This is a genomic window from Amycolatopsis alkalitolerans (genome assembly GCF_006152065.1).
Taxonomy (GTDB): domain Bacteria; phylum Actinomycetota; class Actinomycetes; order Mycobacteriales; family Pseudonocardiaceae; genus Amycolatopsis_E; species Amycolatopsis_E alkalitolerans.
On sequence record NZ_VDFW01000014.1, the window covers coordinates 91,601 to 117,591 of the forward strand.

Annotated in this window: 26 protein-coding genes; 13 read left to right on the top strand and 13 right to left on the bottom strand. The window is 69.3% G+C overall.

The annotated features are described in order from the left end of the window. Positions 1–59: 59 nt before the first annotated feature. On the bottom strand, positions 60–356 hold the full coding sequence (locus FG385_RS17460; protein WP_139097804.1) for a thiamine-binding protein: 297 nt from the start codon (positions 354–356) through the stop codon (positions 60–62). A 73-nt stretch (positions 357–429) separates the two neighbouring features. Here FG385_RS17460 and FG385_RS17465 point away from each other — a divergent pair, with 73 nt between their 5' ends. Continuing rightward, the gene (locus tag FG385_RS17465) at positions 430–930 is read left to right on the top strand and encodes a MarR family winged helix-turn-helix transcriptional regulator (protein WP_139097805.1); all 501 of its coding nucleotides are present in this window, start codon (positions 430–432) and stop codon (positions 928–930) included. 4 nt (positions 931–934) lie between these two features. On the opposite strand, the gene FG385_RS17470 is transcribed toward FG385_RS17465, so the two are convergent. Together FG385_RS17470 and FG385_RS17475 are read right to left on the bottom strand one after the other, a co-directional pair. After that, the gene (locus FG385_RS17470; protein ID WP_139097806.1) at positions 935–1,303 is read right to left on the bottom strand and encodes a DUF3817 domain-containing protein; all 369 of its coding nucleotides are present in this window, start codon (positions 1,301–1,303) and stop codon (positions 935–937) included. 336 nt (positions 1,304–1,639) lie between these two features. Continuing rightward, on the bottom strand, positions 1,640–4,792 hold the full coding sequence (locus FG385_RS17475; protein ID WP_139097807.1) for a GH92 family glycosyl hydrolase: 3,153 nt from the start codon (positions 4,790–4,792) through the stop codon (positions 1,640–1,642). A 301-nt stretch (positions 4,793–5,093) separates the two neighbouring features. On the opposite strand from FG385_RS17475, the gene FG385_RS17480 reads away from it, so the two are divergent. Genes FG385_RS17480 through FG385_RS17500 form a run of 5 tightly spaced genes read left to right on the top strand, consistent with a single transcriptional unit; the run spans position 5,094 to position 9,892 of the window. Then, the gene (locus tag FG385_RS17480; protein ID WP_139097874.1) at positions 5,094–6,077 is read left to right on the top strand and encodes a LacI family DNA-binding transcriptional regulator; all 984 of its coding nucleotides are present in this window, start codon (positions 5,094–5,096) and stop codon (positions 6,075–6,077) included. Continuing rightward, the gene (locus tag FG385_RS17485; RefSeq protein ID WP_139097808.1) at positions 6,074–7,084 is read left to right on the top strand and encodes a class I mannose-6-phosphate isomerase; all 1,011 of its coding nucleotides are present in this window, start codon (positions 6,074–6,076) and stop codon (positions 7,082–7,084) included. Before FG385_RS17480 ends, FG385_RS17485 begins: the two co-directional genes overlap by 4 nt. A gap of 1 nt (position 7,085) precedes the next feature. Continuing rightward, positions 7,086–7,853, top strand: coding sequence for an ATP-binding cassette domain-containing protein (locus tag FG385_RS17490; protein ID WP_139097809.1), 768 nt, complete (start codon positions 7,086–7,088; stop codon positions 7,851–7,853). After that, positions 7,850–8,890: an ABC transporter permease gene (locus FG385_RS17495; protein WP_139097810.1), complete on the top strand. Its 1,041-nt coding sequence runs from the start codon at positions 7,850–7,852 to the stop codon at positions 8,888–8,890. Before FG385_RS17490 ends, FG385_RS17495 begins: the two co-directional genes overlap by 4 nt. A 24-nt stretch (positions 8,891–8,914) precedes the next feature. Continuing rightward, on the top strand, positions 8,915–9,892 hold the full coding sequence (locus FG385_RS17500; RefSeq protein WP_139097811.1) for an ABC transporter substrate-binding protein: 978 nt from the start codon (positions 8,915–8,917) through the stop codon (positions 9,890–9,892). A gap of 23 nt (positions 9,893–9,915) precedes the next feature. Here FG385_RS17500 and FG385_RS17505 read toward each other — a convergent pair whose 3' ends face one another. Further along, positions 9,916–10,623, bottom strand: coding sequence for an isocitrate lyase/PEP mutase family protein (locus tag FG385_RS17505; RefSeq protein ID WP_139097812.1), 708 nt, complete (start codon positions 10,621–10,623; stop codon positions 9,916–9,918). A gap of 94 nt (positions 10,624–10,717) precedes the next feature. Then, complete coding sequence (locus FG385_RS17510; protein WP_139097813.1) at positions 10,718–11,173, bottom strand: carboxymuconolactone decarboxylase family protein; 456 nt, start codon at positions 11,171–11,173, stop codon at positions 10,718–10,720. Positions 11,174–11,219: 46 nt separating this feature from the next. Between FG385_RS17510 and pdxR the strand changes: the two genes are divergently transcribed. Beyond that, complete coding sequence (gene pdxR / locus FG385_RS17515) at positions 11,220–12,590, top strand: MocR-like pyridoxine biosynthesis transcription factor PdxR (RefSeq protein WP_139097814.1); 1,371 nt, start codon at positions 11,220–11,222, stop codon at positions 12,588–12,590. A gap of 26 nt (positions 12,591–12,616) precedes the next feature. On the opposite strand, the gene FG385_RS17520 is transcribed toward pdxR, so the two are convergent. Genes FG385_RS17520 through FG385_RS17530 form a run of 3 tightly spaced genes read right to left on the bottom strand, consistent with a single transcriptional unit; the run spans position 12,617 to position 15,814 of the window. After that, complete coding sequence (locus FG385_RS17520) at positions 12,617–13,675, bottom strand: NAD(+)/NADH kinase (protein ID WP_139097815.1); 1,059 nt, start codon at positions 13,673–13,675, stop codon at positions 12,617–12,619. Between the two features lie 5 nt (positions 13,676–13,680). Beyond that, positions 13,681–14,610 carry a methylmalonyl Co-A mutase-associated GTPase MeaB gene (gene meaB / locus FG385_RS17525; protein WP_139097816.1) on the bottom strand — a complete coding sequence of 310 codons (930 nt, stop codon included), beginning with the start codon at positions 14,608–14,610 and terminating at the stop codon, positions 13,681–13,683. 22 nt (positions 14,611–14,632) lie between these two features. Continuing rightward, positions 14,633–15,814, bottom strand: coding sequence for an acetyl-CoA C-acetyltransferase (locus FG385_RS17530; protein WP_139097817.1), 1,182 nt, complete (start codon positions 15,812–15,814; stop codon positions 14,633–14,635). A 117-nt stretch (positions 15,815–15,931) separates the two neighbouring features. Between FG385_RS17530 and mce the strand changes: the two genes are divergently transcribed. Beyond that, on the top strand, positions 15,932–16,369 hold the full coding sequence (gene mce, locus FG385_RS17535) for a methylmalonyl-CoA epimerase (RefSeq protein WP_139097818.1): 438 nt from the start codon (positions 15,932–15,934) through the stop codon (positions 16,367–16,369). On the opposite strand, the gene FG385_RS17540 is transcribed toward mce, so the two are convergent. Beyond that, positions 16,362–16,934, bottom strand: a complete 573-nt coding sequence (locus FG385_RS17540) for a TetR/AcrR family transcriptional regulator (protein WP_139097875.1) — start codon at positions 16,932–16,934, stop codon at positions 16,362–16,364. The two genes, mce and FG385_RS17540, sit on opposite strands and share 8 nt — an antisense overlap. After that, the gene (locus tag FG385_RS17545) at positions 16,931–17,302 is read right to left on the bottom strand and encodes an SPW repeat domain-containing protein (protein WP_139097819.1); all 372 of its coding nucleotides are present in this window, start codon (positions 17,300–17,302) and stop codon (positions 16,931–16,933) included. The genes FG385_RS17540 and FG385_RS17545 overlap by 4 nt, the downstream gene beginning before the upstream one ends. Before the next feature lie 140 nt (positions 17,303–17,442). Here FG385_RS17545 and ccrA point away from each other — a divergent pair, with 140 nt between their 5' ends. From ccrA to FG385_RS17565, 4 genes are all read left to right on the top strand, one after another. Beyond that, positions 17,443–18,780, top strand: a complete 1,338-nt coding sequence (gene ccrA / locus FG385_RS17550) for a crotonyl-CoA carboxylase/reductase (protein ID WP_139097820.1) — start codon at positions 17,443–17,445, stop codon at positions 18,778–18,780. 99 nt (positions 18,781–18,879) lie between these two features. Then, complete coding sequence (locus FG385_RS17555; protein WP_139097821.1) at positions 18,880–19,989, top strand: coiled-coil domain-containing protein; 1,110 nt, start codon at positions 18,880–18,882, stop codon at positions 19,987–19,989. Between the two features lie 44 nt (positions 19,990–20,033). Continuing rightward, complete coding sequence (locus FG385_RS17560) at positions 20,034–20,483, top strand: universal stress protein (protein WP_139097822.1); 450 nt, start codon at positions 20,034–20,036, stop codon at positions 20,481–20,483. 13 nt (positions 20,484–20,496) lie between these two features. Continuing rightward, on the top strand, positions 20,497–21,450 hold the full coding sequence (locus FG385_RS17565; RefSeq protein WP_139097823.1) for an adenylate/guanylate cyclase domain-containing protein: 954 nt from the start codon (positions 20,497–20,499) through the stop codon (positions 21,448–21,450). Positions 21,451–21,562: 112 nt separating this feature from the next. Here FG385_RS17565 and FG385_RS17570 read toward each other — a convergent pair whose 3' ends face one another. From FG385_RS17570 to FG385_RS17580, 3 genes are all read right to left on the bottom strand, one after another. Further along, on the bottom strand, positions 21,563–22,798 hold the full coding sequence (locus tag FG385_RS17570; protein WP_139097824.1) for an aldehyde dehydrogenase family protein: 1,236 nt from the start codon (positions 22,796–22,798) through the stop codon (positions 21,563–21,565). A gap of 53 nt (positions 22,799–22,851) precedes the next feature. Beyond that, complete coding sequence (locus FG385_RS17575) at positions 22,852–23,541, bottom strand: M50 family metallopeptidase (protein ID WP_200834508.1); 690 nt, start codon at positions 23,539–23,541, stop codon at positions 22,852–22,854. 443 nt (positions 23,542–23,984) lie between these two features. Further along, complete coding sequence (locus FG385_RS17580; RefSeq protein WP_139097826.1) at positions 23,985–24,896, bottom strand: DNA-3-methyladenine glycosylase family protein; 912 nt, start codon at positions 24,894–24,896, stop codon at positions 23,985–23,987. A 242-nt stretch (positions 24,897–25,138) separates the two neighbouring features. Between FG385_RS17580 and FG385_RS17585 the strand changes: the two genes are divergently transcribed. Further along, a complete protein-coding gene (locus FG385_RS17585) occupies positions 25,139–25,921 on the top strand; it encodes a ribosomal RNA small subunit methyltransferase A (RefSeq protein WP_139097827.1) in 783 nt (260 codons plus the stop codon). Positions 25,922–25,991 lie beyond the last annotated feature (70 nt).

Genomic DNA, 25,991 nt, shown 5'->3' on the forward strand with positions numbered 1-25,991 from the left:
TCGCTGCTGATCCGCGTGGATTCGTCACGGTTCCATCCTGGCACGCGCGGCCGCGGGAATCACCGCAGGTGCTGTTCGACCCGCTCCACCTTCGCCTCGAGCTGACCGGTGTAGCCCGGCCGGATATCGGCCTTGAGCACGAGCGACACCCGTGCGGCGCCCTCACCTGCGGCTTCGACGGCGCGTTTGACCACGTCCATCACCTCGTCCCAGTCGCCCTCGACGTTGGTGAACATCGCGTTCGTGGAATTGGGCAGTCCCGAGTCCCGGACCACCTTCACCGCCCGCGCGACGGCCTCGCTGACTCCTCCGTCCGGGTCCCCGCCGGACGGGCTGACGCTGAATGCGACGAGCATCGGTGTTCCCTTCTCCTGGTTCCGGCACCACCCTGCCCCATCGGGCGATTACGCGCTGGTAGCTTCCCAGCTCATGAACCGCCCACTGCCGTTCGACCCGATCGCCCGCGCCGCCCAGCTGTGGGAGGACCGCGTCGGACCCTCCGGCACGATGGCCGCGGTGACCGGGTTGATGCGCGTCCAGCAGATCATCCAGTCGGCCGTGGACGGCGCGCTGAAACCCCACGGGCTCACCTTCGCGCGCTACGAGGCGCTCGTGCTGCTGAGCTTCGCCCGCCGCTCGAGCCTGCCGATGCGGGTCATGGGTGAGCGCCTGCAACTGCATCCGACGAGCGTGACGAACATCGTCGACCGGCTCGAGCGGGACGGACTCGTGAAGCGCGTCCCGCATCCGACCGATCGTCGTACGACGCTCGTCGAGATCACCGACGGCGGCCGTGCCCGGCACGCCGAGGCGACCAAGGCGGTCACGGCCATCGACTTCGGCCTGGTCGGCCTGACCCCGGCTCAAACCACTCAGCTCACGGATCTGCTCACCAAGATCCGCAAAGCCACCGGCGACTTCATCGACTAACGGGTCAGGCGGCGGCGGTTTCGGTCTCGCGGACGAACAGGCCGGTGCCGCCGTGGGTGAGCCGCTCCGGGCCGTCGAGCTTGCCGGTGCGCAGCGCCCACTTCTCGAACCACCACGTGAACAGCGGCGGGATGCTGGCCAGCAATGCGATCACGAGCGTCTTCGGCTTCCACGCGAGAGGCTTGAACACGGCGAGCGTCACCACCACATAGCTGATGAAGATCACTCCGTGCACCATGCCCAGCACCGGAACGCCACCCTCGTCGGACGCGGAGAAGCCGTACTTCAGGATCATCCCGATCACCAGACCCGCCCAGGACAGGGCCTCGGCGACTGCGGCCACGCGGAACACGAGAGCGGCCTTGCTGGACACTACTTTCCTCCTCATTGGATACACACAAAAAACCGTCCGGCAACGGGACTCGTAAGGGGCGATTCCCTTACGTCAACCGCGCTGTCGGACGTTTCGGTGTCCAGTGTGCGCCGTGACGCTGCTCACGGGAACACCGGGGGTCGTGATCATTCTCACGACCCCCGGTGCTCACCCGTCAGCTCGCGCGGGGTGGTCGCCCACGTGGCCTGCGTCCCGTCGGAGGTCAGCCGGAAGTCCAAGATGGACCAGCGCCTCCGCGGCTCCAGCCGGGTGCCCGGTATGCCCGGTCTTCCAGGCAGCCCGGCGCGGGAACCGGCGCCATCAGGAACGCCTTTTTCATTGCTGCGCGGCGAATCCGATAGCGAAGACGTGCAACTGTCCACCCGAGACGCTCGACGGCAACGTGACACTTTGGACCGTCTTGCCCGCGCTGAGCGTGATCGGCGTGCTCGCGAACACGTAGGTGTTGATCTGCTGCGGGTCGCCGCCGACGCTGTTGCGGTACGACGTGGTGAACGCCTTCTGGTTGCCGAACGCCGGCTGCGCGCCACCACCGCCGAGTGTCCAGTCCGAGAACCCGAGGCTCGCGGCGGTGGTACTGCCGTCGGTGTAAGTGATCGTCACCGTGCCGGAGGCGTTCCCGTTCGAGCCGGCGCCGAGGAAGGCCAGCTGACCGCTGCCGGACACGTTCACCGTCTGCCCCTGTGCGATCACGTTGTCCGGCGAACCGGCCGGGTAGGCCGGCCAGGTGTAGGAGAATCCGTTGACCGTCACCGTACTGCCCGCCTTGGCACCGGCCGCGGCGAGCGCGTCGGCGGAGTAGCTGTAGCCGACCCCGTCGAAGTTCGCCGCGGCGGGCTTGGCATCTGGTGAGATCCCCGCGTTGTTCACGGTCGCGAGCCAGCTACCCGGTTGCGCGACCAGCACACCCAGCGTTGTGGACAGTTGCTGCCCGCCGCCGGTCAGCGTGATCGGCACCTGGTACGAACCTTCGGCCGTCCCGCCGGCGACGGCGACCGCGACGTTCGCCTGAGCCTTGCCACCGGCCGGAACCGTGAGATCACCGGAGGACGGGGTGACCGTGATCCCCGCCGGCGGCGCGGCGGCCCAGTGCCAGGTCCGGGCGGTGCCGGACAGGTCCTGCGCGCCGATCGCCGCGGTGCCGCCGGCCCCATCCGGCACCACCATCCGCGCCGGATCCACAAAGGACACCGCAGGCGTCTCACCTTCGCGGAACGAAGGCGGTGCGTCGGCGGCAGCAGAACCCCAGGAGGTGTCGGGCGTGCTGGACAGGGTGTAGTCGAGCGTGCCTCCGTTGGCCACGAACGACTCCGGCAGCCAGGGCTTGGCCGAGGTGATGCCGTCCACCTTCAGCCCGGTCACGTACTGGCCGGAACCCGAGGCGTTGATCGTGATCTTCTTGCCCAGCCCCGTGGTCAGCACGATCTTCGAGAACAGGGGCGAGCCGAGCACGAGTTCCGCACGCCCCGGGATCTCCGGGTACATGCCCAGGGCGGACCACACGTACCACGACGACATCTGGCCGAGATCGTCGTTGCCGACCAGGCCCTCCGGGTTCGGGTTGTACAGCTCGGTCATTGCCCGCCGCACGATCAACTGCGTCTTGTAGGGCGCGCCGGCGAAGTCGTACAGCCACGGCGAGTTCGCGTTCGGCTCGTTGCCCAGGAACGCATGCGGGTCCCGGGTTCCGGCGTTGAGCTCGGTGAAGAACTCGTCCAAACGCGACTGGACGGCCTGGTTCCCGCCGAACGCCGTGATCAGCCCGGCCACGTCGTAGGGCACCATCCAGCTGTACTGCGCGCCGTTGCCCTCGACCCAGCCCGAGGAACTGCCCGGGTTGTACGGGGTCGTGAACGTGCCGTCCGCCTGGCGCGGCTGCAGGTAGCCGGTCGCGGGGTTGTACAGGTTCTGCCAGTACTGGGCCCGTTTCATGAAGTTCTGGTAAGTCGAGGAGTCGCCGAGCCGCCGCGCCAGTTGCGCGATGGAGAAGTCGGCGCTGGTGTACTCCAGCGTGTCCGCGCCGGCGCCCGGCACGTACCCGAGGGTCTGGTAGTCCTGCAGACCCGGCCGCTCGGTGTAGCCCTGCGTGGTCGGCTGAGTCGCGCCGCGGATCATCGACAGCAGGGCGTTGTTCGCGTCGAAGTCCTTGGCGCCGAAGGCATACGCGCTGGACACGATGATGTGGTACGGGTCGCCGTTCATCACGCCGGTGTAGTCGTTCGCCACGGTCCAGCGGTCCCACGCCCCGCCCTGTGCGGCATAGGCGATCATCGACCGCGCGATATCGGAGGTTTCCCTCGGCGCCAGCAAGGCCAGCAGCTGGATCTCCGAGCGGTAGATGTCCCAGCCCGAGAAGTTCGTGTACATCGCGTGCCCGCGGTCGGCGGTGTGCACGCGGCCGTCGAACCCGGTGTAGCGACCGTCCACATCGGAGAACACGTTCGGCTGGATCAGCGAGTGATACAGCGCGGTGTAGAACGTGGTCTTGTCGGCGTCCGAGCCGCCGGTGACCTGGATCTGACCGAGCCGGTCGTTCCACGCCTCGCGCGCCGCGGCCGCGACGTCGTCGAACGAGCGGTGGTTGTTCTCCACCCTGAGGTTCGCCTGCGCGCCATCGCTGGACACAAAGGACAGTCCGACCTGGACGTTCACCTTCGAGCCCGGCGCGAACGTGACGTAGCCGCCGCTGCCGGGGCCACTGACGGTCGTGTCGGCCGGCCTCGCCGACTGCGAGCGCGCCACCGTCGTCTGCGGGGCGACCTTCGCCAGGGCACCACCGTTCTCGGCGGCCTTGTTCGGGGTGACGGTCCCGTTACGCCAGGTGCCGATCGAGGCGAACGGGATGTCGAACTTCGCGTAGAAGTAGACGCGGTAATGCGAGTTCGTGCCGCAGAACCGGCCGCTGGAGGCCCAGCCGCTGACGCTGTCGCGGCCGATGGTGATCTGCGCGTCGTCGGTGCCCATGATCGAGCCCGAGGTGTTGATCAGCAGCGTCGCGGGACTGTTCTGCGGGTAGCTGAACCGGCCCGACCCGGTGCGCTGGGTCGCGGTCAGGTCGACCTGCACGCCGCTGTCCAGTTTGACGCTGTACTTGCCCGCGCTCGCCTGCTCGTTGGCATGCGAGAACGGCATCGTGTACCGGCCGGGGTCGGTCGCGGACGAGGTGGTGACCTCCCCGGCGTAAGGGATGAACGGGATGTCCTCGTAGGTGTCACAACCGGCGCCCGAGAGGTGCGTCAGGCTGAATCCCTTGAGCGCGGTGCTGTCGTAGTAGTAGCCGCCGTGCTGTTCGGTGACGGTGTCCGGACTCCACTGGACCATCCCGAACGGCACCACCGCGCCCGGGAACGTGTTCCCGGCGCCGCCACCGGTGCCCTGGTCCGCGCCGCCCGGGCGGGTGCCGACGAAGGGGTTCACCCACTTCGCCAGATCCTGGGCAGGCACCGCGTCCGCCTGAACGACGGGCATGACGCTAGAGGTAACCACGAGACCGGCGACGAGCGCCAGCCCTCTTCTGACCCACAAAAGTCTCATCGGCCCTCCTGACAACCTTGTCGTGGCGAATCACTTTCGTTAGCGGCTGACAAGCCGGTCAAGGAACCTGGCGAATCCTGTCTCATTACAGACAGGGGATACTCCATACGTCGCAGGGGATACGGCGGACATATCATCCGGACCATTGACAACCGGGTGCGCACGGTGTGGAATCCGCAGTACTATGACAACGTTGTCGGACGGTACCCATCGCCCGGCGAGCAGGCGGGCGACGATGAGCGACGTCGCCCGGCTGGCGGGGGTCAGTATCAAGACCGTGTCGCGCGTAGTGAACGACGAGCCCGCGGTGCATCCGGAGACCGCCCGGCGCGTGCTGGCCGCGATCGAGCAGCTGGGCTTCCGGCGCAATCTCGGCGCCCGCAACCTCCGCCGCGGCTCCACCACGGGCACCATCGGCCTGGTCGTGGAGGATGTCGGCAACCCCTTCTATTCGGAGCTCAACCGGGGTGTGGAGAAGATCGCGGTCGCCTACGGCCGGCATGTGCTGACCGGTTCCTCGGACGAGGACTCGGAGCGCGAACGCGAACTGGCGCTGGAGTTCTGCTCGCGCCGGGTCGACGGGTTGCTGCTGGTGCCTGCGGGCGAGCAGCATCACTACCTGGTGCCGGAGATGCGCGCGGGCACCCCGGTGGTGTTCGTCGACCGTCCCGCCGGCGATCTTTCGGCCGACACCGTGCTGGTCGACAACCTCGGGGGCACCATCGAGGCGGTCGCGCATCTGGCCCGGCACGGCCACCGTCGCATCGCGTTCCTCGGCGACCGGCCGGATATCTTCACCGCGGCCGAGCGGCTCCAGGGTTTCCGTGAAGGCTGCGTTCGCGCCGGTCTGCGCTACGACGAGCGGCTCGCCCAACTGGGCACGCCGACCCGGGAGCACGTGGTCGGCGCGGTGGACCGCCTGCTGACCGGCCCCGATCGCGCGACCGCCGTCATCGCGGGGAACAACCGGGTCGCCGTGCATGTGCTGCGCGCGCTGGCCCACGTCACCCCGCGCCCCGCGCTCGTGAGCTTCGACGACTTCGAGCTCGCGGACCTGCTCGACCCGCCCGTCACGGTGATCGCCCACGACGTGGAACGGCTCGGCAAGGCGGCGGCCGAGTTGCTGTTCGCCCGGATCCACGGCGAGGAATCCCCGCCGAGAAAGGTAGTTCTGCCCGTGCACCTCGTACCCCGCGGCTCCGGCGAGGTCTCGCCGTGACCGCGCCCGTCAAGCTCCCGGCGAACCAGCCACCGCAGTTCTACCGCGGGGGCGCGGCGATCGCGGCGCTTCGCGGCGCGGACTCCGGCAATGAGTTCGGTCCCGAAGACTGGGTCGCCTCGACCACCACCCTGTTCGGCCAGGCGGAAACGGGCTTGTCGAGACTGCCCGACGGCCGCCTGCTGCGGGACGCGGTACGGGCCGACCCCGAGTCGTGGCTGGGGGCCAAGCACGTGTCGGCGTTCGCCGACTCCACCGGGCTGCTGGTCAAGCTGCTCGACGCGGGGCAGCGGCTGCCGGTGCACTTCCACCCGTCGAATGCCTTCGCGCAAGCGCATTTCGACTCGCATTTCGGCAAGACCGAAGCGTGGATCGTGGTGGGCACGAGCGGCGACGACCCGCGCGTCTACCCTGGCTTCCGCGAACACGTGCCGCCGGCGACGGTCGGCGAATGGGTGCGCGAACAGGACACCGAAGCGATGCTCGGGGCGCTCAACAGCGTGCCGGTCAAGCCCGGGGACAATGTGTATATCCCGGCCGGCCTGCCACACGCGATCGGCGAGGGCGTGTTCGTGGTCGAGTTACAGCAGCCGACCGACTTCTCGCTCACCATCGAATGGCGGGATTTCCTAGCCAGCCCGGAAAAAGGGCATCTCGGCATCGGCTTCGACACCGCGCTGCAGGCGCTGGACACCTCGGCCCGCGACCCGGAATCGATCATCACGCGCACCGCGGATCTCGACGAGTCCGTTGTGGAGCTTCTGGTACCCGGTGCGGCGGAGTTCTTCCGCGCCGACCGGCTGCGTCCGGACCCGTCGCTCGCGCTCGACCCGTCGTTCACCGTGTTCGTGGTGCTCGCCGGCCAGGGCACACTGAAGACCGAGCACGGCGGCGGTCTGGAACTGTCCAAAGGCGACACTATCGTGCTGCCGTACGCCGCGGGGCAGGCCGAGGTCTCCGGCGAGCTGACCATCATCCGTTGCCGACCCCCAGTGCCGGGAGCCTGAGATGAACGACTCCGTCCTGCTCGACGCCCAGGAAATCGTGAAGCACTACGGTTCGGTCGAGGCGCTGCGCGGCGCGTCGTTCCAGGCCAGGGCGGGCGAGGTGACCGCGCTGATCGGCGACAACGGTGCCGGGAAGTCGACGCTGATCAAATGCCTTTCCGGTGCCGAACAGCCGACCTCGGGCAGGATCCTCCTGGACGGCAAGGAGGTTCATTTCGATTCGCCCACCACCGCACGGCGGCTGGGCATCGAGACCGTCTACCAGGACCTCGCGGTCGCACCGGAGCTCGACCCGGCCGCGAACCTGTTCCTGGGCCGGGAGATCCACCGCCGCGGCATCCTCGGCAAGCTCGGCATGATCGACAAGGCGGAGATGCGCCGGCGGGCGGTCGAGGAGTTCAAACGGCTCGGCGTGACCCTGCAGAGCACCGACGTGCCGATCGGCTCGCTGTCCGGCGGGCAACGGCAGAGCGTCGCGGTGGCGCGGTCGGTCGTCTGGGCCAGCAAGGTCGTGTTCATGGACGAACCGACGGCCGCACTCGGTGTGGTGCAACGGGAACGCGTGCTCGACGTGATCCGGCGGGTGCGCGACGAGGGTATCGCCGTGGTGCTGATCAGCCACAACATGCCCGAGGTGCTGTCGGTCTCGGACCGGATCGAGGTGCTGCGGCTCGGCGCCAGGGTGGCCCGGTTCGCCGCGGCCGACACGAAACTGGAGGACCTCGTCGCGGCTATGACGGGCGCGCTCACCCAGGAGGAAGCCGCATGACCGCCACCAAGGAGATCCAGTCCACTGTAGATGGCGGCTTCGGGAAGCGCTCGCTCGGCCAGCGGCTCATCGGCGCGAACACGTTCTGGATCGCGCTCGTGCTGATCGCCCTGATCGCCGTGTTCATCGTGCTCAAACCGGGCGAGTTCGGCACCCTGTTCACCTTCCAGACGCTGCTGATCGAGACTTCGGTGCTGCTGGTGCTCTCCGTCGGGATGACGTTCGTGATCATCACGTCCGGCATCGACCTGTCCGTCGGCTCGGTGCTGATCTTCGCCGGGATGGTGTGCGGCAAGACGATGGAAGCGCTTTCCGGCGGCAACGCCAGCGCCGCCGGCTGGGGTGTGATCGGCATCGGGCTGGTGGCGGCGGTCCTGTCCGGCACGATCTGGGGCCTGATCAACGGGTTTCTCATCGCGGTGGCGAAGATCCCGCCGCTGATCGTCACGCTCGGCACGATGGGCGCGGCGCTCGGCGCGGCGTACCTGCTCAACAACGGCTCCGACGTGCGCAGCGTGCCGACCGTGCTGAACAAGACGCTCGGCTACGGCACCTCGTTCGGCGGGATCCCGAACCTGGTGCTGGTCGCGGTGGTCATCACGCTGATCGGCGCGTGGCTGCTGCACACCACGAAGTTCGGCCGCTACACCTACGCGGTCGGGTCGAACGCCGAGGCCGCGCGCCGGGCCGGGATCGGCGTCACCGCCCACCTGCTGAAGGTGTACCTGCTGACCGGTTTCCTCGCCGGGATCGCCGGGTTCATGTCGCTCGCGTACTACGCCTCGACCACGATCACCGCGCACACCACGGACAACCTCAACGCGATCGCGGCGACGGTGATGGGCGGCACGAGCCTGTTCGGCGGGGTCGGTTCGGTGCTCGGCACGGTGATCGGCGTGTTCATCCCGGCCGTGCTGAAGAAGGGTTTCAACATCACGCAGGTGCAGGACTTCTGGCAGATGATCGCGGTCGGCGGGGTGCTCATCGCCGCCGTCTGGTTCGACCAGCGCCGCCGACGGCAGCGCAATTCCCGGTAACTACGATGAAGTAGGAGACAACGGATGAAGAAGGTGCTCAACGTCGGCACTGCCGTGGCCGCGGCGCTCGTGCTCGCGGCGTGTGGCTCCGGCCAGGTCGGCGGATCCGGTGGCAACAACGTCCAGAACAACAAGCAGCTCGCGCTGATCCCCGGGGTGCAGGCCGAGCCGTTCTACATCTCGATGCAGTGCGGTGCGCAAGCGGAGGCGCAGAAGCTCGGCTACACGCTCACCACTTCGGCGCCGCAGAAGTTCGACGCGGCCCTGCAAACGGAGAAGGTCAACGCGCTGGGCTCGAACCCGCCGGCCGCCCTGCTGATCGCGCCGACCGACGACACGGCGATGCTCGCGCCGATCCAGCAGGTCGCCAACCGGGGCACCAAGATCGTCCAGGTGGACACGGCGCTGAAGGACTCCAGCCTCGCGGTTTCGTCGATCTCGTCGGACAACGTCGCGGGCGGCAAACTCGCCGCGCAGACGCTCGCGCAGCTGGTGGGCGGCAAGTCCGGTTCGGTGCTGGTGCTCGACACCATCGCCGGTACCTCGACCACGGCCGCACGGGCGCAGGGTTTCACCGACGAGCTGAAGAACCACCCGAACCTCAAGTCGATCGGCATCCAGTTCACCCAGAACGAGCCGGAGCAGGCGGCTGCGAAGGTCACCGCGGCGCTCGCGTCCACTCCGGACCTGATCGGCATCTTCGCCACGAACCTCAACACCGGTGAGGGCGCGGCGACCGGCCTGCGCAACGCGGGCAAGATCGGTCAGGTCAACCTGGTCGGCTTCGACGCCAGCCCGTCCGAAGTGGACGGTCTGCGCAGCGGCGAGTACCAGGCGCTCATCGCGCAGGACCCGGCGATGATCGGCCGGCAGGGCGTCGACCAGGCCGTCGCGGCCCTGGAAAACAAGCCGGTGACCAAGACCCTGACCGCTCCCCTGCACTCCCTCACCAAGGCGAACATGGACGCCAACTCCGCGTACTTCTACAAGCAGCAGTGCTGACCCCCTCGCGCTGAGATCTACGTTCAGAGGGTCTTGAGATGCCCGGCGAGCCAGGTGCGGGTGTCTCGCCACAGACGCGCGCCCATCGAAACCCTGGCCACGCCGAGGGAAGCGAGGTCGGTACCCGGTATGCGGTTCCCGTTGACCGCGGCCGGGTGCACGGCCTTGACGAACTCCCCGAGAACGTCCGGCGAGCGGATGAGGATCGGGTAAACGCAATCCGCCCCCGCGGCGAGATAAGCCTTCGCCCGCTCGATCCCCTCCGGCAGCGCCTCGCGCTGATCCCCTCGCAGGAAGACGTCGACACGCGCGTTGATCACCAACGCGTCGCCCGCCGCCTCGCGTATCGCCGCGAGCCGCTCGGCCTGCTCGGCGACCGGGCGGATCCCACCACGAGCGTGGTCGGTGTCCTCCAGGTTGCAGCCCACCGCACCGGTCGCGAGCAACCGGTCGGCGAAATCGCGCGGCGGGAACCCGTAGCCCGACTCCGCGTCAACAGTCACCGGCACGCTGACGGCCCGCGCGATCCGCGCGGCGGCGGCGAACATCTCGTCCGCGGGTGCCCGTTCCCCGTCCGGGTAACCGAGCGAGGCCGCGACGGCGCCCGAACTCGTTGCCACAACGGGAAAACCGGCCTCCTCGACGAGCCGGGCACTGTCGGCGTCCCAGACGTTCGGCAACAGCACCGGCTTCCCGGGCACGTGTAGCACGCGAAGCGCGGCCGCGGTCATCGCGGCTCCCCCGGCAGCGGCTTGTGGCTGGTGACTCCCGGGCGGTTCACGTCGTTGATCAGCGTCGCCGCCCCGGCCGTCAGCTGGATCCTGGTCATTTCGCCGCCGGCACGGGGGTGCGGCTGGTGACGTTGAGCCGGTTGAAAGCGTTGATCACGGTCACCGCCCAGCCGAGCACCGTGTACTGGTCCCTGGTGAACACCGCGGTCGCCTGCTGGTACACGTCGTCTGGCACGTCCTGCGTCTCGGACAGCCTGGTCATCGCGTCGGTCAGCGCGAGCGCCGCGCGCTCCTGCTCGTTGTACACGTTGGCCTCGCGCCACACGCCGAGCAGGTACACCCGCTGCTCGGTCTCGCCGAGGTCGCGGACGTCCTTGATGTGCATGTCGAGGCAGAACGCGCAGCCGTTGAGCTGCGAGGCCCGGATCTTGCACAGTTCGAGGATCAGCGGGTCGAGGCCCGCGTCGGCGGCGGCCTTCTTGATCGAGTCGTTCAGCGCGATGAGCTGCTTCAACTGTTCCGGACGCTTGAGCGGAATTCGTGGGCTCATGTCCTTGACGTTAGCCCGAACTGGCACACGAGTATGGTCCAGTTTCATGACGGATTCATGGTCCAGTTGGGATGTGCACCTCGACTGGCGGCCCGAGACGGGACGGGAAGGCCTCGCGGACGCCCTGCGCCGGGCAATCCGCGACGGGCGGCTCGCTCCCGGCATGGTGGTGCCGTCGACCCGGGCGCTGGCGAACGATCTCGGCATCGCTCGCGGCACGGTCACCCGGGTGTATGCCGACCTGACCGCCGAGGGCTACCTGCGTACGAACCAGGGCGCACCGACGCGGGTCGCCGCGGTGAGCCCGTCGCCCCCGGTTGCGGAACGGCCCCGCTCGCGGGCCGCGCCCTGGGTGCCGGACGCACGGTGGGATCTCTACCCGGGGCGTCCGGACCTGTCGTCCTTTCCGCGTGACGCCTGGCTTTCCGTCACCAGGCGAGTGCTGCACGAGGCGCCGGCGAACGTGTTCGACTACGGCGGCGAGCAGGGCTCTCTCGTCCTCCGGGAAGCGCTTTCACGGTACCTCTCGCGCAGCCGTGGTGTGCTCGCCGAACCCGACCGGATCGTGGTCTGCGCGGGGTTCACCCACGGGCTGACCGTGCTCGCCCGCGTCCTCCACGCTCGCGGCGACACCGAATTGGCGTTCGAAAACCCTTCGCTGCCAGACTTTCGCGCGCGTGCGCGGGGGCCACGCATCGTGGGCGTCCCGGTCGACGAGAACGGCCTACGGGTGTCCGATCTGGACAGTCCAGCGGTGGTGGTGACCCCGGCGCACCAGTATCCGCTCGGCGTGACGCTCGCCCCGGAGCGGCGAACGGCGCTCGCCCGGTGGGCGACCACCACCGGCGGCCTGGTGATCGAGGACGACTACGACGGCGAGTTCCGCTTCGACCGCCAGCCCGTGGGCGCGCTGCAAGCCCTTGCGCCGGAACGGATCGTGTACGCGGGGACGGTCAGCAAGACGCTTGCGCCCGCGATCAGGATCGGTTGGCTCGTGCTGCCGCGCTTTCTCGTCGAACCGGTACGCGCCGAACTCGCCGCGACGGGCTGGCGCCCGCCGGTCGTGGACCACCTGGTGCTCGCGGAGATGCTGAGCTCAGGGGCGTACGACCGGCATGTCCGGCAGCGGCGGGCCGCCTACCGCAGGCGCCGCGACCGGCTGTTGTCCCTGCTACCGCGCGAGATCACGCCGGTCGGCATCTCGGCGGGCCTGCACGTGCTGCTGCCGTTGCCGACCGGGCTGTCGGAGGAGGAGGTGATCCGAGCGGCCTTACGCGAGTCCGTCGCGGTCGACGGCCTCGGGCGGCACTGGATCGGCGAGCCGCAGGCCCAGGGGATCGTGCTCGGCTACGCGACCCCGGCCGACTCGGCGTTCGGACCGGCGATCGAAGCGCTGTTGAAGGTCATCACGCCGTGAGCCGGTCGGGCTCCGGAACGTCGAACTCAGCGTCCTGGAGGTAGATCTCGCGGGCCCGGGTGGGCCAGGTCCGGGGGCATCGGCTTGTTCGGCGCGTACGCGGGCGGGTGCCCGTCGGCGAGCGCGGCCGCCGAGTCGACCAGCCCGAAGCGGTCGCGCACCCTCCCCAGGAAATCCGGTTCCGACAGCCGCACCAGCTTCGAGCGCTTCGGCGCGCCATAGACGCTGATCCAGTCGCCCGGATCCAGCACGCCCCGCAACTGCCCGTCGACGCTGACCGCGACCTGGCCCGAGTGTTCGAGCACCAGGATGCCGACCTGCTGCGAACTGTCGAGCACGACCGTGCGGTTGAACACCATGTGCGGGGCCACCGGCGTGAACACGAGCGCGTCCAGCTTCGGCGACACGATCGGACCACCGGCGGCGAAGCTGTAGGCCGTCGAGCCGGTGGACGAAGCGACGATCAGCGCGTCCGCCGAGTACGACGCGAACAGCTTCCCGCCGACGTACACCGCCAGGCTCGCCTGCCGGTCGCGGGCGAGCTTCTCCACCACGATGTCGTTGAGCGCCAGCACATCCAGCGGTACGCCCCAGCCGGCCTCGCTCTTCATCCCCGGCCGCACGCGCGGGGGCGGCAGCATCGGCCCGCGCCCGTACCGCAGCATCGCCTCGATGCCTTCCGGGATCTCCAGCGGCCGCGACGACCGCATGGTCAGCGTCATCCGCGCGTCGACGGTCATCTCACCGCGATGGACCGCGTCGAGCGCGGCGCGCAGGTCTTCCGTGCCGACCTCGGTGAGGAACCCGACGCGCCCGACGTTCACCCCCAGCACGAGCGCGCTGACCGGCCCGGCCACCCGAACCCCGCGCAGGAACGTGCCGTCCCCGCCGACCGTGACGATGAGGTCCGGGTTCCCGGCGCGCGCCGCTTCTTCGCGCGCGTTGAGCCGGCTGTCGTCCCATACGTCGATATCGGCGCACGGGATCCCGTGTGATGCGGCCCATCGCCGCACTTCCCCCGCCGCCGCGAGGGCCGCCTCCTTACCGGCGTGGACGACGAGACCGACGCGCTCGACAGGCACCATGCAACCTATTGTCCAGACCGGAGCGCGGCCAGCAGCGCGTCGGCCGCCGCATACGGGTCCAGCCTGCGGTCGACGACCTGCCCGGCCAGTTCGTCCAGCCGGCCGGTGTGAAAGTCCGTGGCCCGCAGCCGCCGCAACGCGATCGCCTCGACCTCGCTCGCCGCGCGCCGCCTACGCCGCCGCGAGAGCTCACCGCACGCTTCGAGCCGGTCGCGGTGCTCGCCGAGCGCGCGCACCAGGTCCTCCGCGCCCTGGCCCCGGGTGGCCACCGTGCGCACGATCGGCTTCTCCTCGTGCGCCATCGCCATCATCTGCTTCAGGTTCCGCACGACCGTCTCGGCCCCCTCGCGGTCGGCCTTGTTCACCACGAACACGTCCGCGATCTCGAGTATCCCCGCCTTCGCCGCCTGAACCCCGTCGCCCATGCCCGGCGCGAGCAGGACCACGGTGGTGTCCGCGAGCCGCACGACGTCCACTTCGGACTGTCCGACACCGACGGTCTCGATGAGCACGACGTCGAACCCCGCCGCGTCGAGCACCCGGACGGCCTGCGGCGTCGCCCAGGCGAGACCGCCAAGGTGCCCCCTGGTGGCCATCGAGCGGATGAACACGCCGGGGTCGGTCGCGTGCTCGGTCATCCGGATGCGGTCACCGAGCAGCGCGCCGCCGGAAAACGGCGAGGACGGGTCGATCGCCAGCACGCCGACCCGCTTGCCTTCCTTGCGCAGCGCGGAAAGCAGCATCGAAGTGGACGAGGACTTGCCGACCCCGGGCGGACCGGTCAGCCCGATGACACGCGCGCGCCCGGTGTGCGGGGTGAGCGCGGCGGCGACCTCCCGAAGGCTGGGATGCGCGTCCTCGACCAGCGAGATCAGCTTGGCGACCGCGCGCGGCTGCCCCTCCCGCGCTTGGCCGACCAGGTCAGAAATGTTCATCCAGACGGTGAGCTTGGCCGGACTAGGACACCCGCAGCAGCAGCGCGTCGCCCTGCCCGCCGCCGCCACACAGCGCCGCAGCGCCGAGACCACCACCCCGGCGTTGCAACTCGTGGATCAGGTGCACGGCCAGCCGCGCGCCCGAAGCGCCGATGGGGTGCCCGAGCGCGATCGCGCCGCCGTTGACGTTCACCTTGTCCGGGCCGAGGCCCAGCTTCTCGCTGGAGACGACCCCGACCGCCGCGAAGGCTTCGTTGATCTCGACCAGATCCAGCGCGCTCACGTCGAGATCCGCCTTGGCCAGTGCCTTCCGGATCGCGTTCGACGGCTGCTCGTGCAGGCTCGCGTCCGGGCCGGCGACGACGCCGTGCGCGCCGATCTCGGCGAGCGGGGTGATGCCCAGCTCCTCGGCCTTCTCGCGGCTGGCCACGACGACCGCCGCCGCGCCGTCGGAGATCTGCGAGGCCGAGCCCGCCGTGATGGTGCCGTCCGACGCGAACGCGGGACGCAGCTTCGCCAGGCTCTCGGCCGTGGTTTCGCCGCGGACCCCTTCGTCGGTGTCGAAAGCGATCGGTTCGCCCTTGCGTTGCGGAATCGTGACGGGGGCGATCTCCGCCTTGAACGCCCCGGACGCGATCGCCGCCGCGGCGCGCTGGTGCGAACGCGCGGAGAATTCGTCCTGCTGCTCGCGGGTGATCCCGTAGCGGGAGTTGTACTTCTCGGTGGAGGCGCCCATGGCGACCTGATCGAAGGCGCAGTAGAGGCCGTCGTGCGCCATGTGGTCGAGCATCGTCACGTCGCCGTACTTGAATCCGGAGCGCGATTTCGGCAGGAGGTGCGGCGCCTGGGTCATCGACTCCTGCCCGCCCGCGACGACCAGGTCGAACTCGCCGGCGCGGATCAGCTGGTCGGCCAGCGCGATGGCGTCGAGGCCGGACAGGCACACCTTGTTGACGGTCAGCGCCGGGACGTCCATCGGAATCCCCGCGGCGACCGCGGCCTGCCGGGCCGGGATCTGGCCGGCACCCGCGGTGAGCACCTGGCCCATGATCGTGTACTGCACCGCCTCGGGCGCGACCCCGGCGCGTTCGAGCGCCGCCTTGATGGCCACCCCGCCCAGCTGAGCTCCGGAAAAGTCCTTCAGCGAACCCAGCAGTCGACCGATCGGGGTGCGGGCGGCACCCAGGATCACCGAACCGGACACGGCAGCCTCCAAAACGCGAACAACGGCGGTCTCCTTGACGATACCCGGCGGCCCCCGCTGGTACAGGTGTGAGCCGTGGCACGAGTTCGGGGTGGACGCCGCCTCTATGCTCCGGATATGAACGACGCGCTCAACACGCTCGTGACCACCATCGATCACGTGGGCGTCGCCGTGCCCGACCTCGATGCCGCGATCGCGTTCTACGCCGAGAACTTCGGCCTGCGCGCCACGCATGAAGAGGTCAACGAGGAGCAGGGCGTCCGTGAGGCGATGCTCCACGCGCCGGGCGACGAGACCGGCCCCGCGGTCCAACTGCTCGCGCCGCTGCGCCCGGACTCCACGATCGCGAAGTTCCTCGACAGCAGGGGCCCGGGCCTGCAGCAGGTCGCCTACCGGGTGGAAGACGTCGAAGCGGCCGCGGAATCCTTGCGCGCCAAGGGTTTGCGGCTGCTCTATGACGAGGCGAAACGAGGCACGGCGAACAGCAGGGTCAACTTCGTGCACCCGAAGGACGCCGGCGGCGTGCTCGTGGAACTTGTCGAACCGGCTAAGTGACCGGGTGCGCCATCAGCGCCCCGGCGATGAAGTTCAGCTCCGCCTCCATCAGGCTCGGCGGCTCTTCCTCATGCCGGGCCACGGAGTGGCGGTAGCTCACGGCGAGCGCGAGCAGACCGGCCGCGCTGTCCACATCGGCGACCGCGACGCCGCCCTCGCCCGCCGCGAGTATCACCGCCCGCACCTGCCGCACCAGCTGCTGGAACCGGTCGTTCAGCGCGGTACGCACCGCGCGGTGCGTATCCGCCTCACGCCACAGCAGATGCGACAGCATCCGTGAGCGGGCGAGCCGGGCGTCCAGTTCGGAAACCAGGCGCCGCAAGCTCTCTGCGATGTCCCCCGGCACCACGACCAGCGCGGGGTCGATCTGCTCGTCGGGCAACCGCTTGATCAGCGCGCCCAGCAGATCGGCCTTGCGCCGGAAGTAGTAGTGCACCAACCCTTTCGGCACCTTGGCGCGCTCCGCGATGCGGGAGGTGGGTGTCGCGTCGAAACCTGATTCGGCGAACAACTCCTCAGCCGCGAGAAGGATGCGCTCCTTTGCCGGGGGCTCTTCCTGTTTCAGTGTTGACCTGCCATCCGTCCGTGAACGGCGTTCGCGACCGGCAGCGCCGCAGCGCCCGCCAGCAGGGTCAGCCCGCCGATGATCCAGGCGGACAGCGAAGCACCGGTCAGATCCGTGTAGCTCATCACCCAAGGCGAGATGACCAGAAGCGCGCCGAGCACGATCTGGAGACCCTCACCGTAGACGAGTCCCGGCATCGCCAGGGACACCAAACCATCCAGCGCGATGAGCGCGCCCAGCACGATCATCGTCCACAACGCGGCGTTGCTGGTGTCCACCCACAGGAACGACAGCACCGCCACCACCCCGAGAACCACCTCGGCCCAGTCATATGGACGCGTCCAAGCACGTGTCGAGGTTTCGGCCATTGTGATCACCTCCTGCAAAGAACCTTTGCCTGCTCTTTAATTATCAGCCTTGATTGGCCGGCCGGTCAAGAACTAGCGGTGGCGTTCTTGGTTACCGGCCAGTAATCTCACCCTCTACCTACGCACGGAAAGGCCCGCCGATGACGCTGAAGGCCATCAGGGAAGCGATCCTGTCCGGCGATCTCGCCGCGGTCGGTTCGCTCGACCTGCCGGAGTCCTACCGCGGCGTGACCGTGCACGCCGACGAGGCGGGGATGTTCGAGGGGCTGGCGAGCCGCGACAAGGACCCGCGCAAGTCACTGCACGTGGACGAGGTGCCGCTGCCCGAACTGGGACCCGGCGAGGCGCTCGTCGCGGTGATGGCCAGCGCCATCAACTACAACACGGTGTGGACTTCGATCTTCGAACCGTTGCCGACCTTCAAGTTCCTGCAGCGATACGGCAAGCTCTCCCCGCTATCCAAGCGGCATGACCTGCCCTACCACGTGGTCGGCTCGGACGCGGCCGGCGTCGTCCTGCGCACCGGGCCAGGTGTCCACCGGTGGAAGGCGGGCGACGAGGTCGTCGCGCACTGCCTCAACGTCGAGCTCGAAGGTCCAGACGGGCACAACGACACGATGCTCGACTCCGAGCAGCGCATCTGGGGCTTCGAGACCAACTTCGGCGGGCTCGCGGAGATCGCGCTGGTGAAGGCCAACCAGCTGATGCCGAAGCCCGCGCACCTGACCTGGGAGGAGGCGGCCTGCCCCGGTCTGGTCAACTCGACGGCCTACCGGCAACTCGTCTCCCGCAACGGCGCCGACATGAAACAGGGCGACGTCGTGCTGATCTGGGGCGCGTCCGGTGGGCTCGGCTCCTACGCGACGCAGTACGCCATCAACGGGGGCGCGATCCCGGTGTGCGTCGTGTCGAGCCCGGAGAAAGCGGACATCTGCCGCAGACTCGGCGCCGAGCTGGTGATCGACCGCAGCGCGGAGGGTTACCGGTTCTGGAAGGACGAGGAGACCCAGGATCCCAAGGAGTGGCAACGCTTCGGTGCCCGCATCCGCGAGCTGACCGGCGGTGAGGATCCGGACATCGTGTTCGAGCACCCCGGCCGCGAGACGTTCGGCGCATCGGTCTACGCCGCCCGCCGCGGCGGCACCATCGTCACCTGCGCGTCCACCTCCGGGTACCTGCACCAGTACGACAACCGGTACCTGTGGATGAACCTCAAGCGGATCATCGGCTCCCATTTCGCGAACTACCGGGAATCGTGGGAGGCGAACCGGTTGATCGCCAAAGGCCTGATTCACCCGACCCTGTCGAAGACCTACCCGCTGGAGGAAACCGGGCAAGCCGCCCTCGACGTGCACCGCAACGCCCATCAGGGCAAAGTCGGCGTGCTCTGCCTGGCTCCCGAAGAAGGTCTCGGTGTTCGTGACGGTAGCCTTCGCGAGCGGCATCTGGCTCGTATCAACTCGTTCCGGGGAGCCTGACGGGCCTGAACCGTCACACAACGCGTCGCGACTACCGCCGGCCCCTCGCCCACCGCCACCCTCAGCGGAGACGCTCCGCGTCACGGCTACCCTCATGACATGAGCCTTGGCGACGAACGGGAGCTTGTACCGCTGGGCGCCGGCTTCGATCTGGCGAAGCGCGGCTACGACCGGCATCAGGTGGACGAGCACCTGGAACGGCTCGACGGTGACCTCAAGATGCTCGCCGCCGACCGGGATGCCGCGATCACCCAGGCCGGCGACCTCGCGCGGCAACTGGAAGCGGCGCGCGGCGAGATCGACAACCTGCGCGGCCAGGTGGAGCGGCTCGGCCAGCCGCCGACCACCGTCGAGGGGCTGTCCGAGCGTCTGCAGCGGATGCTCCGGCTGGCGCAGGACGAAGCGGCGGACACCCGGGCGCGCGCGGAAGCCGAAGCCGGGCACATCCGGGCGAAGGCGGAATCCGACGCGAGCGCCATGCGGGCGCGCTACGAGCAGTTGCTGTCCGAACTCGACACGCGGCGCAAGGAGATGGAGGCCGAGCACCGGAACGTGCTCGAGACCGCCCGCGGCGAGGCCGAGTCGATCAAGCAGCGGGCCAAACAGGAGCGCGACCGTCTCGACGCCGAGGCCGAGCAGCGCCGGACCAAGGTCGAAGAGGACTTCGAGATCGCCATGGCGGCGCGGCGCACGGAGGCCATGCGTGCGCTCGCCGAGCAGGAGGCCGCCAGCAAGGCCGAGGCCGAGCGCCGGGTCCGGGAAGCCACCGAGGAGGCCACCGAGATCCGCACGAAGGTCGCCGAGGAGGAGAGGACGACCAACGAGGAGCTCGAACGCCGCCGCCGCGAGTCGCTCGAGGACGCCAACCGCCGCAAGCAGGCGTCGATCACCGAAGCCAACGCCCGGCTCGCCGAAGCGACCGACGAGGCCCGGCGCCGGGTCCGCGAGGCGACCGAGGAGTCGAACAAGCGGATCAACGCCGCCGCCGAGCGGGTCGAAGCCCTGCGGTCGTTGCGTGCGGGCATCGCCGAGCAGGTCAAGGCGGCGAGGACCGTGCTCACGGAGGCGACCTCGGTGCTCACCGACGCGGCTCCCGCGGTCGAGCCGCTGCCGGAGGAGCAGCCCACCAAGCCGGCCACCCCGCGCCCGGCACCGCATCCGAAAAATGCTAACCCGAACGGGGCTGCGAGCAAACCGACTGGCGAGTAACCTTCAGCCACGCGGTTCGGCGTGCATGGCCCGGAGGGACTCGGATGACGGCTTATCACACTGTTGTCGTAGGGACGGACGGTTCGGATTCGTCCTTTCGCGCGGTCGACCGGGCCGCGTCGGTGACGGCCGATGCGGAAGCGCGGCTGGTGATCGTCTGCGCCTACTACCCGGCGAGCCAGAGCGAGGTCGAAAAGGCGCAGGACGTCCTGCGTGACGAGGCCTACCAGGTGGTCGGCTCCGCGCCGGCCGAGGACACGCTGCAGTCCGCCCGGGACCGCGCGGTGAAGCAGGGCGCGACGAACGTCGAGACGGCGGCGGTCGTCGGCGATCCGGTGGAGGCGCTGCGGAAGGTCGTGTCACAGCGGTCGGCGGACCTGCTCGTCGTCGGCAACCGGGGGCTCAACACGCTGGCCGGGCGGATCCTCGGCTCGGTCCCGTCGGAGGTCGCGCGCAAGTCCGGGGTCGATGTGCTGATCGTGCACACGACCTGAGCCTGGATCTCGCGTGGACCCCGAGCGGTTGGAGCGCATCCTCCTCGGCGGCGAGCGCCGGTACACGCGGCTACAGGTCGCGGAGAAGGCGGGCGTGGGCATCGAGCGGGCGGCGCGACTGTGGCGGGCGCTCGGCTTCGCGACGGTCTCGGACGAGGAAGTCGTGTTCACCGACGCCGACGTCGAAGCGGTGCGGACAGCGGATCAGCTGATCTCCTCCGGCCTGCTGGACGCACCGCTGGAGACGGCCGTGACCAGGGCACTCGGTCAGCATCTGTCGCGGTTGGCCGAGTGGCAGGTGCACATGCTGTGGACGCTGATCACGGAGAACGAGGAGCTCCTGCGCGATGACCGGAAGGTGGAGCTCCTGGTCGCGCGGCTGGTGCCCGAACTGGAGCGGGTGCAGGACTTCGTCTGGCGACGGCATCTGGCGGCGTTCGCCGGCCGGGCCATGGTGTCCACGGACGACGATCCCGGCGCGCGCACCGAAGTGGCGGGATTCGTCGACATGGTCGGGTACACGCGGCTGACCAGGCGTATCGGCGAGACGGAGTTGAGCGAGATCCTCGAACGCTTCGAGGCGCTGGCGACGGAGGTCGTGGCCGAGCACCACGGCCGGATCGTGAAAATGATCGGTGACGAGGTCCTCTTCGTCGCCGACAGCCCGGTGGACGCCGCCGAGATCGCCCTGACGCTGACGGAACGGACCTCGGCGGATCCGGGCTCGCCGGATGTGCGGGCGGGCATGGCGGCCGGCCGGATCCTGAGCCGCCTCGGCGATGTGTACGGGTCGGTGGTGAACCTGGCCGCCCGCCTGACCTCGATCGCCCGCCCGGGCACGATCCTCGTCGACCGGGAGCTGGCGAGGGACCTGGCTTCGGCACGCGGGTACTCGGTCCGGCCACGCCGCCCAGCCGCTGTGCGCGGTTACGCGCGACTACGGCCGTACGCGCTCCGGCGCGGCTGAGGACTTTAGGCCGGCAGCACCGCGTACTGGCGCACGTAGAGGTCCTTGTACGTGACCGGGCCACGCGGGCCGGGCACCTTGTCCAGTACCCGCTCCGGCACAGCCGAGAACCTCAGGCCGGCAGCACCGCGAACTGGCGCACGTAAAGATCCTTGTACGTGACCGGGCCACGCGGGCCGGGCACTTTGTCCAGGTTGATACCGGTCTCGGGCACGGCCAGGAGCTTGAACCCGTCGAGCAGCCGGGTCGGGGCGTTCCAGAAGACACCGGTGCCGGTGTAGCCGTCGAAGAAGGCCTCCGCGGCGGCGCTGTCTTCGGTCGCGATTCCGGCTGCCAGACCCGAGGTCTGCTCGTTCGCGATCCGCACGGCTTCCGTCAGCGTTTCCACCCGCGCGACGGTGACCGTTGCCTCACGGTCGGAGTCCAGCGCCCACTCGTAGCCGATCGCATGGTCATGCGGCGCGAGCGAAGGCATCACCTTCCGCTCCGCCAGCGCCTCGGCGATCACCGGCCAGACCCGGTCGTACACCGCCGAGTGGATCAGCAGGAGGTTCAGCCTGTTGCACACGCCAAGCCGGTCCAGGCTGGTGAACACCAGGGACCGGACCTTTTCGGCGTCCGCGGCCACGTCGACGTACAGCACGCCGCCACCGTCGGCATGGGCCAGCGTGCGAACACCGTGCGTCGCGGCCTCGGTGGCCAGCGACCTGGTGCTCTCGCCGCTGCCACGCAGAATCACCAGCGGAACCAGATTCGGCAGCTGGACCAGCGCACCCGCTGCCTCACGCTCCACGCGCGGCACGAGTTGGATGACGTCGGAGTCGATCCCGGCCTCGGCGAGCGCGGGCGCGATCACGACGTCCAGCAGGCGCTGCGCCGACCCCAGCGCGGCCGATCCGGTGCGCAGCACGCCCGCGTTCCGCGACTTCACCAGCTGCGAGGCCACATCGACCGTGACGTTCGGCCGCGCCTCGTAGTTCGCGCCGATCACGCCGACCGGGCGCCGCCGCTCGACGAGCCGCAGCCCGCCGTCCAAAGTGGACACCGGGATGGACCGCTCCTGATGCGGCGCGCCCGCGAGCAGTCGCAGCTGCTCGGCCATTCCGGTCAGCCGTTCGCCGGTGATGGTGAGCCTGTCCAACAGTCCCGCGCTCATGCCGTCCTCGCGGGCCTTCGCGACGTCGGCACGGTTGGCCTCGAGCACCGTCTCGCGATTCTCCAGCAGCAGGCGCGCCATCGCCTTCAGTGCGCTGTCGATCGCCTCGTCCGGTGCCGTGGCCAGCGCCGGCGCCGCCACCTTGGCCGCCCGCGCGCATTCCTCGACCGCCTTGGCCACCTCGTCGGGCACAGCGCACCTTCCTTTCCCCGCTTTCGCGGACTCCAGTGTGCCGTACCGGCAGCTCACCGCTGCAGCGCGGGCTCCAGCAGCCACGCACCGCCGATCAGGAGGCAGCCGACCGTGATGACGACGAGCATCAGCACCCACAGGGCCGCCGGCGTGCCGGTCAGCCTCGCGAGCTGATCCGCGTCGGAATCGCGGGCCGCGCCGCGACGCCGCTTGCTCTGCAGCTCGAACACCGGCCGGATGCCGCCGAACAGCAGGAACCACGTGATCAGGTACACGAACCAGGCCTGCACCTGAGGCCCGGCGACGAGCGCCACCGCGGCGAGCCCGCTCGCCGTGAGCACGACGGACAGCACGCCATAAGCGTTGCGCACCATCACCAGCACGCCGAGCAGCAGCATCGCGGCGATGGCGAGCAGCACCGTGACGCGATCGGCGGCGACCAGCGCCGCGAACCCCAGCCCGAGCACGGCCGGCGCGGGGTATCCGCCGAGTGAGGTCAGCACCATGCCCGGCCCGGACGGACGGCCGCGCGAGAGCGTCACCCCGGACGTGTCCGAGTGCAGCTTGATGCCCTGCAGGCGCCTGCCCGCCAGCACGGCGACCAACGCGTGCCCGGCCTCGTGCACGATCGTGATGATGTTGCGCGCGAGCCGCCACGGAGCGCCCGACAGCACCAGCAGTAACGCGAGGCCGCCGGTCACGAGCGGCACCCACACCGCCGGATTCGGCTGCGCGCCGAAGATCCCGACCGGCGAGACGAGATCACCTGTGTCCGCGAGATGCACGGGCGCAGCTCACCACATCGGATGTCGGGCCTCTGTTATCACCCCCGCCCGGACGTAGGCCGACACGATCGACAGGAGGCCAACCTCCATGCCATGGCTGTTGCTGCGGCCAGCCGTAGCCGTGACTGTGGCCGTGCCGTGACTGCGGCTGCGGCCGTGCCCTGGCCGGGGCCGCACCGTGGCTGCGGCGGTGACCGTGCTCTGGCCGTCTCTGGGCGTGGCCGCGACCGTGAACGCAACCGTGGCTGTGGCCGCGCCATGGCCGGGGCTGGGCTGCGGCCACGGCGTGGTCTGGCGGTGGCCACGACAGACGGTCGGCTCGGCATCGGCTCGGCATCGATCGGCGCGGTATCACCTCCGCTCGTTTGGCATCACCCCTGTCCGACGCTCAGGCGCGCCGTTCAGGACTGCTCGGCCAGGCGGGCCTCCCGGTGACTCCGGAACAGCAGCGCGACCCAACTTCGGTACGGGCGCCAGCCGTCCGCGACCGCGGCTAGATCGGCCGCCGTGGCCGCCGGCAAGGCGTACAGCTCGCGCATTTCCTCATGCAGCCGCTGCTCCTTGTCGGGGAAGACATCGGGGTGGCCCGCGCCGCGGACGAGGATCAGCTGCGCGGAGAACGGCCCGATACCCGGCAACTGTTGGAGGCGCTCTAACGCTTCCCCGGGGTCGAAGGCGCGCAGGGACTCCGCCTCGAGCAGCCCTTCCTGCGCAGCGCGGGCGATCGCGCGCAACCGTTCGATCTTCACCTCCGGCAGGCCCATCGGTTGCTCGATCGCCTGCAATGCCCGGGGCTCGGGGAACGACGCGAGCCGCTGGCCACCGACCTCGACGGCCTCGCCGTGGCGTTCGGCGATGCGCTGTTTGATGCGCGCCGCCTGGGACATCCGGATCCGATTCCCGATGATCGTCCAGCATGCCGCCTCGTACGGCGAATGGAACAGCACCGGGCGCAACCCCGGATACCGCGCCTGCAGCCGCCCCACCACGGGATCTCGCTCACCGGCCGCGAGGAAGCCCTCGCCGTCCACATCCAGCGAGAGGATCCGCCGCACCTGACGGACCACCGCCTCGGCCTCCTCTTCCCCCGCCACAACGGAAACCTCGACGCTGCCGAGCGTTCTTTGCCGCACCAGCGCACCAGCATGCCGCCAGCTCCCCTCGACTGGGAACGCGAGCCTCAGCACGCCCGGCTCGCCCGCCGCGTCAGGCCTCGCCGCGGGCGTGAACCCTTCGAGGAAGCGTGCGGACGCAGCGAGATCGAACGGGCCCTCGGCGTGCAGTACGGCGGGCTGGTGCAGGGTGCTCGTCATCAGGAACCTCCATGGTCGGATCGGATGCGGTCACCATAACGACGACCACCGACAATTCCGGACGGCCCGAAAACCGGTTGCCCCGGTTGCTAGCGTCGAGGCCATGGGAACGTTGTGGGAGTCCTGCGTGGTGTGCGCCCGGCCCCGGCCGCGGCTCGCCTGAACGCAGCGGCTTTCTCGCAGCCTTCGGCCCGGCCGCTGCGTCATGAGCTCTCCTTCCCTTCTCATGACGTGGAGTCTTCATGCCAGCGGCACCCCGTGCCCGGCATTCCGGTGGTGTGCATTTCCTTGCCGTGCCCCGGATCGCCCGCAAACTCGTCCAGTCCTGCCCACTCGATCACACCGATCTCGTCGTCGAGTTCGGCGCCGGTCAAGGCGCCATCACCACTCATCTGGCGGAAACCGGCGCGCGCATCCTCGCGGTCGAACGAGATCCCGAATTCATCCGAAAGCTGCACAACCGGTTCGCTCAGCGTGACAACGTCCGGGTAATCCAGGCCGACGCACGACAGGTTCCTTTGCCGCACAAGCGGTTCTCGGTCGTCGCGAGCATTCCGTATGCTCTCTCGACCGCCCTGCTCCGGCGCCTGCTCGGCTCGCGGCGCACGACGCTGACGCGGGCCGCGCTGATCGTCGAATGGGGCTTCGCCAGGCGGCTGGCCGCCACGGTCCCGCGAGATCTCGAGCAAGCCTGGTGGGCCGCGCGCTTCGAAATCCGGATCGCCTCGCGGATATCTGCGCACTGTTTCTCCCCACCACCGCGCGTCGATTCTGCGCACATCGTGGTCACCCGAGGGAAGCCGGTGCCGGAAAGACCACTGTGGACACTGTTGGCGACCGCGTACCGAGACCCGCACCAACCGGTTCGCCGAGTCGTCGCGCGCCCGCGAACCCTGCGTGCGGCCGGAATCGATCCCACCAGGCCGGCGGGCCTCGTGGCGCCGACCGCCTGGGCCGAACTCGCCCGGCACCTCGCCGCGGACCGCGGCCTGCACTGGCCGCCGTTGCCCCGAAGAATCCGCTGAGAATTCTCAGGAAATTCTTCTCAGCTATTTTCCAGGTTGTTCCACAGGTATTTCACAACAACCAGTCCGA